General features: G+C 72.1%; 10 protein-coding genes and 3 pseudogenes. 10 read left to right on the top strand and 3 right to left on the bottom strand.

Features of this window, described 5'->3' with window-relative positions:
• Positions 1–849 precede the first annotated feature (849 nt).
• On the bottom strand, positions 850–978 hold the full coding sequence (locus ETAA1_RS34025) for a hypothetical protein (RefSeq protein ID WP_261341996.1): 129 nt from the start codon (positions 976–978) through the stop codon (positions 850–852).
• 31 nt (positions 979–1,009) lie between these two features.
• Here ETAA1_RS34025 and ETAA1_RS33935 point away from each other — a divergent pair, with 31 nt between their 5' ends.
• From ETAA1_RS33935 to ETAA1_RS26340, 4 genes are all read left to right on the top strand, one after another.
• Positions 1,010–4,633, top strand: coding sequence for an RHS repeat-associated core domain-containing protein (locus ETAA1_RS33935; RefSeq protein ID WP_145243591.1), 3,624 nt, complete (start codon positions 1,010–1,012; stop codon positions 4,631–4,633).
• Positions 4,634–4,666: 33 nt separating this feature from the next.
• Complete coding sequence (locus ETAA1_RS26330; RefSeq protein ID WP_145243593.1) at positions 4,667–4,888, top strand: hypothetical protein; 222 nt, start codon at positions 4,667–4,669, stop codon at positions 4,886–4,888.
• 196 nt (positions 4,889–5,084) lie between these two features.
• Positions 5,085–5,447, top strand: coding sequence for a hypothetical protein (locus ETAA1_RS26335; RefSeq protein ID WP_145243595.1), 363 nt, complete (start codon positions 5,085–5,087; stop codon positions 5,445–5,447).
• Between the two features lie 80 nt (positions 5,448–5,527).
• Positions 5,528–6,004: a hypothetical protein gene (locus tag ETAA1_RS26340; RefSeq protein WP_145243597.1), complete on the top strand. Its 477-nt coding sequence runs from the start codon at positions 5,528–5,530 to the stop codon at positions 6,002–6,004.
• Between the two features lie 138 nt (positions 6,005–6,142).
• Here ETAA1_RS26340 and ETAA1_RS33110 read toward each other — a convergent pair whose 3' ends face one another.
• Positions 6,143–6,328 carry a helix-turn-helix domain-containing protein gene (locus ETAA1_RS33110; RefSeq protein ID WP_238389307.1) on the bottom strand — a complete coding sequence of 62 codons (186 nt, stop codon included), beginning with the start codon at positions 6,326–6,328 and terminating at the stop codon, positions 6,143–6,145.
• A 10-nt stretch (positions 6,329–6,338) separates the two neighbouring features.
• Positions 6,339–6,494 (bottom strand): annotated as a pseudogene (locus ETAA1_RS33940) (recombinase family protein); the annotation flags it as partial.
• Positions 6,495–6,675: 181 nt separating this feature from the next.
• On the opposite strand from ETAA1_RS33940, the gene ETAA1_RS26350 reads away from it, so the two are divergent.
• The 6 genes and pseudogenes from ETAA1_RS26350 to ETAA1_RS26380 all read left to right on the top strand — a co-directional run bounded on the left by ETAA1_RS26350 (position 6,676) and on the right by ETAA1_RS26380 (position 12,533).
• The gene (locus ETAA1_RS26350; RefSeq protein ID WP_145243599.1) at positions 6,676–8,748 is read left to right on the top strand and encodes a hypothetical protein; all 2,073 of its coding nucleotides are present in this window, start codon (positions 6,676–6,678) and stop codon (positions 8,746–8,748) included.
• A gap of 224 nt (positions 8,749–8,972) precedes the next feature.
• Positions 8,973–9,194, top strand: coding sequence for a helix-turn-helix domain-containing protein (locus ETAA1_RS26355; RefSeq protein WP_145243601.1), 222 nt, complete (start codon positions 8,973–8,975; stop codon positions 9,192–9,194).
• Positions 9,187–9,468 carry a helix-turn-helix transcriptional regulator gene (locus ETAA1_RS26360; RefSeq protein WP_145243603.1) on the top strand — a complete coding sequence of 94 codons (282 nt, stop codon included), beginning with the start codon at positions 9,187–9,189 and terminating at the stop codon, positions 9,466–9,468. The genes ETAA1_RS26355 and ETAA1_RS26360 overlap by 8 nt, the downstream gene beginning before the upstream one ends.
• 241 nt (positions 9,469–9,709) lie before the next feature.
• Positions 9,710–10,864, top strand: a pseudogene (locus tag ETAA1_RS33945) (DUF3854 domain-containing protein); the annotation flags it as partial.
• A 73-nt stretch (positions 10,865–10,937) separates the two neighbouring features.
• Positions 10,938–12,170, top strand: a pseudogene (locus tag ETAA1_RS33570) (DUF3987 domain-containing protein); the annotation flags it as partial.
• Between the two features lie 3 nt (positions 12,171–12,173).
• Complete coding sequence (locus tag ETAA1_RS26380; RefSeq protein WP_145243607.1) at positions 12,174–12,533, top strand: hypothetical protein; 360 nt, start codon at positions 12,174–12,176, stop codon at positions 12,531–12,533.
• The last annotated feature ends 4 nt before the right edge of the window (positions 12,534–12,537 follow it).

Raw genomic sequence — 12,537 nt, forward strand, 5'->3', positions numbered from 1 at the left:
AGACGATACCGAACGTGCTGCGCCCGCCGCCGCTCCCGACCCGACTCGCTCACCCGATACCGACGACTGGCCCGCCACCGCCGCCACTGCTGCGCCGACCGCGCACACGCCTCGCGGCAGTACCGCGACTGCGGACGCGACGGCACAAACGCCTGCTCGCACCCCTTGAGCAGGCACCGGCGAACCCGAGAACGACGCCCCGGCTCTGGCCGAAGCGGTGTCGAACAGTGAAATGACACGGGCCTTCAGGGAGGCTTGTCCCCGACGGTCAAGTCTCGGAGCCAGGTTGACGCCTGGCTCCGAGGCGACTTCTTGCGGGTGGATCCAGTTCACATCACGAAGTGCTTCCAGACTACCACACCGCCCGGCCCACCCGTCCCCGCGAACGACACGCCCACTCCCGCGCCCTGGCTCGGGCCACACCGCGATCAGCCGCGCGCGCCCTGGCCCGGGCCACACCGCGAAAATGGCCCGGTCTTAAGCCGCTGCCGACATCCTGGTTACGGGCTACGCCTACGACGCCGCCGGGAACCTGGCCGACATCACCGCCCCGGACGGCGCCGTCACCCACGCCACCTTCGACCTGCTCGGCCGGGAGAAGACCGTCACCGCGGCCTACGGGTCGGGCGACGCCTTCACGGTCACCTACGGGTACGACGCCGACGGGCACCTGGAGACGGTCACCGCCCCCGGGTCGCGCACCACCCGCTACGGGTACGCCCTCGGCCGGCTCACGGCCGTCACCGAGCGGGACGGCACCGCGGCGGAGCGGACGACGACCACGGCCTACGACCGCACCGGGTTCGTCACGGCCGTCACCGACGGACTCGGGGCGGTCACGGCCTACGCCTACGACGCCGTCGGCCGGGCGGTCGGCGTCACCGAGGCCGACGGCGCGGCGGTCGAGCGGACCACCACCTTCGGGTACGACGCGCTCAGCCGGGTCACGTCCGTCACCGACCCGCGCACCGACACCACCACCACGGCCTACGACGACGACGCCCGGACGGTGACGGTCACCGACGCCCTCGCGCACGCCTGGGTGTACGCCTACGACGCGGCTGGCAACCTCACGTCGGTCACCGACCCGCTCAGCCACGAGTGGGCGACTACCTACGACCTCCTCGGCCGGGTCACGTCGGTCACCGACCCGCTGAGCCACACCACCAGCTACGCCTACTGGACCGGCAGCGGCGCCGACGCCGACGCCGTCACCGACCCGCTCAGCCACGTCACCACGACCGCCTACGACCGCTTCGGGCGGCTGGCGGAGGTGTCCGACCCGCTGGCCCACGCCACCACCTTCGGCTACGACCGGGTCGGGCGGGTGGTGTCCGTCACCGACCCGCGCGGCACCCCGACCACGTTTGACCGCGACGCCCTCGGCCGGGTGACGCTCGTGACCGAGGCGGTCGGCTACGCCGAGGAGCGGGAGACGGCCTACGCCTACACCGCGGCCGGCGACCTGGAGACGGTCACCGACCCGCGCGGGTACGACACCCGGTTCGCCTACGACGCCGCCGGCCGGGTCACGTCCGTCACCGCCGCCTACGGCACGTCCGTCGCGCTCACCACCACGACGGGTTACGACCTGCTCGACCGCGTGACTTCGACGGTGGCGCCGGGCGGCCGGGAGACGCGGTACGACTACGACGAGCTCGGGCAGCTGCGCACCCTCACCGAGGGGTACGGCACCGCCCTGGAGCGCGACACGACGTTCGACTACGACGCGACCGGGAACCTCACGGAAGTCACCGACCCGCTGAGCCACGCCACCACCTACGGGTACGACGCCGCCGGCCGGCTCACCACCGTCACGGACCCGCTCAGCCACGTCACCACGCTCGGGTACGACGCCGCCGGCAACCGCACGTCCGTCGAGGACGCGAGCGGCAACGTCACCCTGTTCGCCTACGACGCCCTCAACCGCGTCGAGACGGAGACCGACGCGCTCGGCAAGGACACGACCTACGCCTACGACGCCGCCGGCCGGCTCGACACGGTGACCGACCGGCTCGGGCAGCAGCGGGTGTTCGGCTACGACGACGCGGGGCGGCTCACGTCGGACACGTGGAAGTCCGCCCTCGGGGTCACGGTCCGGACACGCACGTTCGGGTACGACTCCACCGGCAACCTCACGTCGGCGACCGACCCGGACGGCTCATACGCCCTCACCTACGACCGGCTGAACCGGCCGGTGACGGTGGACGAGCCGTTCGGGGTGAGTCTGGAGTTCGGGTACGACGTGGCCGGGAACCGCACGTCCGTGGCGGACGACCAGGGCGGGGCCGTGACGAGCACGTTCGACCCGCTCGGGCGGCTGACGAGCCGGTGGCTGGACGGCCCGGGGGCGGACGCCAGGGTGGACTTCGCCTACGGGGCCAACGGCCAACTCGACACGCTGACGCGGTACGCCGACCTAGCCGGGACGACCCTCGTCGGCACCACCGAGTACGGGTACGACGACCTCGACCGGACGACCGGGATCACGCACAAGGGGCCGACCGGCACGACGCTGCTGGCCAGCACCTACGGGTACGACCTGGCCGACCGGCTCACGTCGCGGACAGAGGGGGGCGTCACCACGTCGTACACGTCCGACGCGGCCGGGCAGCTGACGGCCGACGGGGGTACGTCGTTCGCCTACGACGACACCGGCAACCGCACCGGGACGGGTGTGACGGTCGGCGACGGGAACCGGGTGCTGTCGGACGGGACGTGGACCTACAGCTACGACGACGCCGGGCGGCTGGTGAAGAAGTCGCAGGGGTCGGCGGCCGAGACGTGGACGTACACCTACGACCACCTCGGCCGGCTGACCGGGGCGACGAAGGCGGCGACCGACGGCGGGGCGGCGACGGCGACGGTGGCCTACACCTACGACGCGCTCGGGAACCGCGCCACCCGGACGGCGTGGGACGGCACCACGACGACCACAGAGCGGTACGCCTACGACGGGTGGGACACGGCCAAGCCGGGGGCGGTCGGCACCGAGAACTTCGACGCCTGGGCCGAGGTGGACGGCTCGGGGACGGTGACGACGCGGCGGGCGTTCGGGGCCGGGTTCGACGCGCCAGTGGCGGCGGTGGGCGGGAGCTCGGCCGGGTGGTACGCGGCGGACCTGGTGGGGTCGGTGCGGCTGAACCTGAACGCGGCGGGGGCGGCGACGCACTCGGCAACGTACAGCGCGTTCGGGGTGGTGACGGCGGGCGGGGCGGGTGACCGGTACGGGTACGCGGGGCGGGAGTGGGACGGGGTGCTGGGGCAGTCGTACAACCGGGCGCGGGTGTACGACCCGGCGACCGGGAGGTGGAACGCGGAAGACCCGCTGGGGTTGGCGGCCCGCGACGTGAACCTGTACCGGTATGTCGGCAACGCACCGACCACGAGCACCGACCCGAGCGGGATGCAACCGCCAGCCACCCCATCGCCGCCGGAGGTCTACACCGGTCCGCTGACAGTTGACCCGCAAGTGCTCCAGCAGTACCTCGGTCGTCCCGGCGTGCGGCCGTCCGACATATCGGGACCGCCGCAGCCGAACGCCGGGGGGCATTGGTCCGGGCGGCCCCAGCCCGGAGGGCCACCGGCCGGTCCGTTCGGCCTGCCGCCGTTCACCCTCCTGAACCCCTTCCCTCGCCTGCCTGACCCGCCGGCGGCTGCGCCGCCCGCCCCCGACCGCCCGCCGCAGCCGCCATCCGGCGACAATGGCTTCTGGAACGAGGTGTTCGATGAGTTGTTCATGGTCGGCGAGTATGTGCTGAAGAACCCGATCCAGGCGCAAGGGACATTCAACCTGGAGAATGGCAAGAGCCTGTTCGACGCGATCGTCATGGGACCGGTGCGGACGGGGTGGTTCGCGCACGATATTGTGAGGAGTGCGTGCGACAAGGACTACCGGTCGGATCATCCGATCTACGGGCCGTATCAGCACGCGGAGGCGGGTTACTGGAAGACGTGGGGGCTACTGACCTTGGACGTTGTCACCTCGATCCCTGCTACCAAAGCAGGTGCCAAAGGGGCCAAGGCTGGATGGCAAGGTGCCAAATTCGGGTGGGGCAAGTTCGCGGCGTGGATGGAGCGAACTGCCCCAGGGAGGCCGGGGGCGGTCCCGGACAGGATGCTGGGGCCTGTTCGGGATACAACGCCGTGGGAGTTCAACGACTACAAGGCGTGGGTCGAGCGAGCATCTGGCAACAAGATCACCGTCCGGCGTGCTCGTCCGGGCGAACTTCCACCCGAGACAGGGGGGAACTTCTTACCCCCTGCTGCCCCCGGCCAGCCCGCCACCATCGTCATACCCGAGGGGGCGGGGTACTCGACGTACATCCACGAGTACATTCACGGCCAGTTGTCCCTCCGGATGCCCATGTACTCGACTTCACCGACCTGGATGCGGGAGTGGTGGACGGTTCGGGAAGTGGCCGGGTTAGATCAACGGGTGTTCCAACTCGGCACAAACGGGAAGTCTGGCGTCTGGGAGTCGCTCACCAGGGCCGAGCAGCAGGCGCAGATACGGTCGTTGCAGAAGCACCTGTTCGAGCATGAGGCGAACGTCGGTCGCATCCCGGATGCGGATCGGGCGAGGGTCATGGACGACATTAGGCGTCTCCAGGGCATGCTCCGTCCGGAGTGAAAGTGAGCCACGATGACGGAAGCACCAGCCTCTGTGATCGAGGCCGCCCTGGAGTGGTGTCGGCAGCGGGACTACGACCCCGGAAAGGACTTCCGGGCCGTGTTTGTCCCAAAGGACCACGAGTTTAACCTCTCGGATGAGACCCGAGATTTGTGGCACATCTTCTTCTACCCCGAGGCGATGAAGAAGTTCGCCACGAACTTCTTCGTCCTGGTCGTCGATCCGCACACCCTCCAAGTCGAAAGCCACGGCTGAACGGGAACGGCCGCTTTCGCCCACCCAGGCGTCTGCCCCAGGCGCAGGGAGGCCGCTGTACACGGGGGCCAGAACGCTTCCCAATCCGAACGCCCTCACCCAGGCCGAAGCGGATCAGATTTACGGATGGGTTCGGGGTCTGGATGCGGAGACGAATATCGCCACGGTGGCAAGGAACACCGGAGTTCCTGAGCAGATGGTCCGCTCGGTGCGACAGCACGTCTTCTTCGAGGAGCATCTGTTACCGACCGGCGCGGACGGGACCGGCAGGCTGGTCATGAGGCGGTTCGACGCGGACCAAGGCATCGCGGCGTGGTGGAAGGCCGCGACCGAAGGCGGCATCCCGAAGGCCGAACTCGAACGTGTTCAGGCGATCTTCGCCCACGAGTACGTCGAGCGGGCCTTGATGCGGTCGGGAATGCCCTACCTGCACTATCACCCGCCCTTCCAGTACCCCGGCGCACACCCCCTGTCGCCGCTCTTCCCGAACACCAGACCGGGGACGCCGGTCTATCCGCCGGGCGGGCCGTGGGATCACCTCCGGCAGTACGGGCCATAGCGTGAGGGCATGCGCGGCCGGAGGGCGTATGGTCTGGCCGCCGCACACCGTCGTCCCACAGGCACATTGAGGTGATGCACATGAGCAGGCTCGCGGAAGCCGTTGATCTGATCGGCTCCCCCAGGCAGGTCAACGCCGAGAACACGCCCGCGTGTGTCGGCCTGATGAAGGAGTTTCTGCGGCGTGAAGCGCTCTGGGCGAACGAACTCGACTTGGCCGGTGAAGTCCCGTTCGCGGACCTCGCGGCGAGAGCCGAAGGCGGGGCCAGCCTCGAAGCGCAGTACCAGGAGATGCTCGACACCTTCACCTACTCCGAAGCCGAATACCGCTGCTGTCTGGCAATGCTCAACTGGTATGGGCATTCAGTGCTATCCCTTGCGGTAGCTCCACCGGGCGCAGACGACCCGTACCTGCCGCTGCTACACTTCTTCCGGCTCGGAGGGACCTTCAGGAGAGAGCACCGGGTATTCATCGACATCAACTCCCGGGAGACGATCCACTCGGCCACAATCCAGAAGGGCGATCTGGCAACCGCCATCGTGAGCTTGGACGGGTAGGACGCCGAGTGTGGTCCGACCGCCTTCATCACCAAGAGGGCGGGGGTGTCGGTGGTCCACCCGGGGGTGGGTGGGACCCGCGCCCCCGGGGTTCGCACTTCGAGTTCCCTTCGGTGAAACTTTGCAACGGCGACCACATCACGCCCGCTTGAGCACCTCGTACACGGTCTGCCGCGACAGCCGCAACTCCCGGGCGATCACCGCCACCTTCCGCCGCTCGGCCTTCATGGAGAAGATCATCTTCTCCACGGTCGGGGTCACCTTCTGCGGGATGCCCTTCGGCCTGCCGCCCTTGTTGACGACCGGCCTCGTAGCTCGCCACACTCGCCAGGACGTTGGCGATCAGCCGCCCGGCTGGGGTGCCCAGGTCGATGCCGTCCTTCAGGCTGATGAAGTTCACCTTCTGGGTCACACACTCGTCGAGCAGGCCGACCAGCCCCTTCGCCGTCCGCCCAAGCCGGTCCAGCCGCCAGACGACGACGGTCTTCACCCGCCCGGCCCAGATGCCCTCGGCGGGTCGGCGCTACGAACCTACCGCCAACCATCGGCCGATGGGTAGACTCTTCCAACCGGAACGACGGGAGTAGCTACCCGCCGAAAGCCGGGGGCCGGACGGAGGGCGTGGTCCGCCGCCGTCCAGCCCCCGGCCCGCCGACCCCGCGGACCACACCATGTCGAGCGAACGCCCCCCCACGCCCCCGACACCCGACCAACTCCCCCCGGCCGCGACGTTTCTGCCGGCCGGAGTTCGGAACTGGCTCACCGCCCGCTACCTTGCCGACCCGAACCCCGCCCGGTGGCAACTAGCCCCGGCCGCCGACCCCGAGCCCGTCGTGTTCGTTCGGTTCCCGGAGTTCGCCGCGTTCCTGCTCGCCGCCGGGGTCGATCTGCTACCGAGCCTGGACGCCTGGAAGGCGGCCGGGTGGATCGCCGACGTTCGCGCCGAGCTCCGCCCGTCCGACGATCCCGCCGCCCGACCGCCCGACTTCCGGCTATCGCTCCCGGCCGGCGACCATCGGCTCGTCGCCATCCGCCGGGCCGCCCTCGACGCCCCCACCGAGCCGCCGGCGACCGGACACCCGACCCGCCGCCCGGCGCCGACGCACCTCCAGCGGATCGACGCGCAGGCGGCTGCGATCGACACGCGGCCGCCCCACGGGCTGGACCCGGAGTTGGCCGAGGCGTTCGTGGCCACCGCCGTGGCGTTCCGGGAGTGTACCCGGCTGATCGATTCGGCGCCGGCGTTGTGGGAGGACGCGGCCGCGTACCGCCGGCTGGCGGCCGGGGTCCACGCCGCCGCCGACGCCCTCCGCCCGGCCCTCGACGCGGTGGACACCCGGCTCCGCCGCGCCGGCGGGCCGCACGTGATGCGGGAAGCCCTGAACGACGTGCTGACGTTGCAGGCCCACGCCCCGCTCGACCCCGCCGGCCGGCGCGGGGGGCTGAACGCGGTCGTCACCGGCCTGTTCCGGCACGGGGACACGCTGTTCGGGCGGGTAGACGGCCGGGGGCTGCTCGACCGCCTGCGCGACCAGTTGGCCCGCTTCCCGCCGGTGCCGGGCGGCGCCCCGGTCGCCGCGGGCCGGTCGGGAGACGCGCTGCCGGCGTTCGCTACAGCGGAGCTGGAAAGCCCCCACGGCCCGGCGGTAGGATTGGCCGTTACGGCCGGGCGTCGTGTGACGGGTCGTGTTCCCCCGCGTGCGTCGCCCGGCCCACCCACCCCGGGAACACCCCCCATGTCCGACCACCGCCCCCGGTGGGAGCCGGGCCGCGACCCCGTCCACCGCCTCATCCAGTGTCTCGACGTGGTGGCGATCGCCCTCCACCGCTTCCACCAACAGTCGTTCCGGCTGCCGCGCCAGCAGCGGGGACGGCCGTGCGACCCCGAGGGGTCCGCCGGTTGGTTCAACGGGCGGGACCGGCTCCGGGCGGACTTTGAAGCCGTGCGCGACGCGGTTTGCACGTTGGAGCAGTCGGACGCCGTGGGCGGGTTCGGCCAGCTACTTTACGACGAGGCCGCGGGCGAATTCACCCGTCTCGGTGCGTGGGACGAGGCCACCCGTACCACCGTGGCCGAGGCGGCGACGTGGGTGAATCACGCCGTGCGCGCGCCCGTCGCGGGCATCGGTCCCACCCCCCGGCCGTGGCATTGCGACATCTCGCAACCCGTGCCGTCCGGACAGCCGCAACACGGGGTACAGTTTGAGCAGGAGCAGCACGCGGTGGTCGATGCGGCCCGCATCCGCACCGCGCTCATCTCGGCGCTGGTGCAAGCCGGCGGGCACGTCCCGAGCGACGTTCGCGCCCGGCGGCAGCTGTATAGTCACAGCTGGCAGCAGGCGGACCCCATCACCCCCGACGAGCTCCTCGCCCTGGCGCGGCTCACTAACGTCCCTCCGCCAGCCGCCGCCGGCGACGCAAAGCAACCCACCGCAGTTCCACGCCCGGCGGGCAAGTCGGCGCTAGGTGTGGACGGCACAGTGAAGCGGGTCGGTCGGCCCATTCTGGCCGAGACCACGTCGCCAGTCGGTCGGGCACGTCACCAACTCTACCTGCAAATCCGCGCCGCCATCCGGAAGGACCCTGCGCTGCGGACCGTGGGGCAGCTCGTGGCACATTTCCAGGGGCCGGAACACAAAGACTTCCTGAACACGTTGAGACACGACGTGCGGGTCACGAACAAGACGAAGTTCTTCCGCGCCGCCCTGAAGTGGGTCAAGGATAACCCCGACGCGGCGGCATAAACGGCCTGTCACAAAACCCCCGGCGGCGCACGAAACTCCGTCCGTGGAGTTTCGTGACGAAATACTTGCCGCTCCCTTCCGCCCTACGAATCCCAGTTCCTCCCCCTTCCGAATCGCCACTTTTTCGTCACGAAACTCGCCCCCGGTGTTTCGTGACGGCGGCGCGCCCGAAAAGGGGTTGCAGACGGGCGGGACACACCCGCCCGCGAGACCCGGGGGAACCCATGACCGCACCCGCAACCCCGTCGGACGCCGACCCGCCCGACGCCACGCTCACGGTCCCGGACCTGGCCGCACTGCTGAAGTGCTCGGAGCGGCACGTCCGCGGGCTGGTCGCGGCCGGGGCCGTCCCGGGCGTCATCCGCGTCGGCCGGTTGCTCCGCTTCCACCACGGCGTCGTCCGCGCCTGGCTCGCCGACCAGGCGAAGGGAGGCAGCCGTGACTGACACCACCACCACCCGTGGCCGGGGCGGCGGCCAGCCCGTCAACGACCCCGCCGGCCTCGACCCGCTGTTGCTGAGCGCCAAGGACGCCGCCGCGCTGATCGGCGTCGGCCTGCGGACGTTCCGGGCGATGGACGCCGCCGGCCGCATCCCGGCCCCCGTCCGGCTGTCGCCGGGGTGCGTCCGCTGGCGACTGTCCGAGCTGCGCGCGTGGGTCGTCGCCGGCTCCCCACCCAGGGTCGAGTGGGAGGACCGCAAGGCCGCCAGCCGCCGCTAACCGTCCGACTCCCCCCCAATCCCCGCCTCACACGCCCGCCGCCCGGCCCCCGGGCCGGCGCCGGGCGTTGTCGCGCCCCGACCCGGAGCCTTGACCCGTGAACACGCCCCCGACCCTCCTGCCGCACCACCTGGCCGACCTCCGCCGGTCCGGCCTCACCGACGACCACGTCCGCCGCTGCGGGTTCTACTCCGAAGCCGACCCCGCCGCCGTCGCCAAGCTCCTCCGCCGAGCCGACCGAATGCTCGCAAATGCTATCACGCCGTGCCTGTGCCTGCCGTTCTTCGGCGCCGCCGGCCGCCCCCTGGGGTACGTCCGGTGCAAGCCCGACCGCCCCCGCGCCGACGCGAAGGGGAAGCCGGTCAAGTACGAGTCGCCGGCCGGCGCCCCGAACCGCGCGTACTTCCCACCGGCGACCCGCGCCGCGCTCGCCGACGCTACCGTGCCGCTGCTCGTCACCGAAGGGGAGAAGAAGGCGGCGCGGGCCGACCAGGACGGGTTCGCGTGCGTCGGCCTCGTCGGCGTCTACGGGTGGCAGAAGCGGCGCGACGGCGGCGGGCCGCGCGAGCTCATCCCCGACCTGGCCGCGGTCGCGTGGGCCGGGCGGCCGGTGTTCGTGGTCTACGACTCCGACCTGGCCGACAAGCCCGCAGTACGGCTTGCCGAGTGGCACCTGGCCGAGGCGCTGGCCGCCGCCGGCGCCGTGGTGCGGGCGGTGCGGCTGCCGCACGGGCCGGGCGGGGAGAAGGCCGGGCTGGACGACTTCCTGACGGCCCGCGGCGCCGACGCGCTCCGGCTGCTGATGGACGTGGCCGGCCCCGTCACCCCGCCCGCGGCCGAGGGGCCGGCGGCGCGGCGGTTCGCCGTCGGCGACCGGGTGACGCCGGCCGACCGCGACAACGTCGGCACCGTCACGGCAGCACTTCCCGGCGACACGTACCGGGTGCGGTTCGACGGCAAGGGTGCGTCGGCCGAGAAGGCGTTCCCCGCGGCGCGGCTCCGGCCGTGGCCGCCCCGCCCGACGGGGGCCGGCCCGGCCGCCCCGCCGCGGCCGTTCGTCCCGTTCCCGGTGGACGCCCTCCCGGCCCCGCTCGTCCCGTTCGTCGCCGGCGTCGCCGCCGCCATTCCCTGTGATCCCGCCGCCGTCGCTCTCCCGGCGCTGGCCGTCTGCGGGGCCGCCGTCGGGGCCGCCCGGGTGCTGCAAATCAAGCGGTCGTGGGCCGAGCCGCCGATCGTCTGGGCCGCGCTCGTGGCCCGGTCGGGGTCGGTCAAGAGCCCGCCGTTCGAGCTCGCCGTCGGCCCCCTCCAGCGGCTCGACCTCGACCTCCGCGCGGCCGGGAACGACGCCGCCCGCGCCTACCGGGTCGCCCTCGACGAGTGGAAGGACGCCGAGCGGGAGCGGCGGGGGGCGGGGCGGGGACGGGGCCGGCCCGCCGCCCGCCGCCGACGGGCCGGGCGAGGCGCCGCCGAAGCCGCGGTGCGTCGCCGGCGACATCACCATCGAGTCGCTGGCGGTGGTCCTGGCCGACAACCCGAAGGGCGTGCTGGTGTACCGCGACGAGCTGGCCAGCTGGTTCACCGGGCTGACGCGGTACTCGAAGACCGACGCCACCGCCGACTGGCTCCAGCTGTTCCACGCCCGCCCGCTGTCGGTGGACCGCAAGACCGGGGACAAGCTGACCATCGCCATCCCCCACGCCGCCGCGGGCGTCATCGGCACGATCCAGCCGGTCGTCCTGGCGCGGGCGTTCACCCGCGACTTCCGGGCGTCGGGCGGGGCGGCGCGGATTCTGGTGGTGATGCCGCCGCCGCGGCAGAAGGTGTGGACCGACGACGACCTCCCAGCGGCCGTGGCCGCGGACTACGAGGCGCTCGTCCGCCGGCTGCGGGAATTCGAGCCCGCGACCGACGCCGACGGGCGGCCGGTGCCGGTGCCGGTGCGGTTCACCCCGGCGGCCCGCGAGCAGTGGGGGCGGTTCGTGAACGAGTGGGGGCAGAAGACGTTCGACGCCGGGGAAGAGAGCGACGACCTGGCGGCGGCGTTCTCCAAGATGGAGGGGTACGCCGCGCGGTTCGCGCTGATCCACCACCTCGTCCTCCGGGCGGCGCCGGGCGGGGCCACCATCCCCGACGCGGTCGGGCTCGACAGCCTGGAGGCGGGCATCACGCTGGCCCGGTGGTTCGCGGCCGAGACGGAGCGGGTGTACGCGGCGCTGGCCGAGGACGACTCCACTTCCCGGCTGCGGGCGGTGGCCGACCGGGTGCGGGCACTGGGCGGGCGGGCGACGGTGCGGGCGCTCCAGAAGTCGAACGGCCGGAAGTACCGGACGGCGGCGGCGGCCGAGGCGGCGCTGGCCGAGCTGGTGGCCGCCGGGTGGGGGGCGTGGGAGGAGGCGCGGCCGGCCGGCGGCGGGCACCCGCTGCGGACGTTCGTGCTGGGTCCGACGCACGACACTTCCGACACTCGTGACCCGGCCGACGAGGACGGCGAGGCGGAGGTGTCCGACACTCGCCCCGACACGCCGGAGGAAACTACGGATTTGCCAGGAAATTCGGGGCGAGTGTCGGAAGTGTCGTGCGTCGCCGTGACGAAGCCCGCGCCCGGCGACCGGCCGCACAGTGAGGGCGCGGCCGGGGCGAGTGTCGGACGGGGCCGGCGCCGCTACCGCAGCGACGACCGGCCGCACGAGCTGAGGGGGTGACCCGTGGCGACCGCTACCGCGATACCGGCTAGCGCCCGCAACCTGCTCGCCGCCCTGGCCCCGTTCGGCCCGGTGGTCGAGGGGGAGGAACTGGCGTTCGACGACGACCCGCCCGCCGCGCTCGACGCGGTGCTGAGGGTGATCCACACCGGCGTCCGCGCCCAGCTGGCCGGCCGCCGGTGGCTAGGGTGCGACGAGGCGACGGGTCTGGCGGTGGTGCTGAACCCGGCCGCCACGCTGCCATCCGGCGTCACCCTGTTGGCCGTGGAGGGCGACGCCACGTGGGACCGCATAAACCCGGCCGCGTGGTGCGACGCGCCGCGGCTGTTCGACCCCGCGCCGGGTCCTTCGGGACGGGGATAGATAC

The sequence above is a fragment of the Urbifossiella limnaea genome (genome assembly GCF_007747215.1).
Taxonomy (GTDB): domain Bacteria; phylum Planctomycetota; class Planctomycetia; order Gemmatales; family Gemmataceae; genus Urbifossiella; species Urbifossiella limnaea.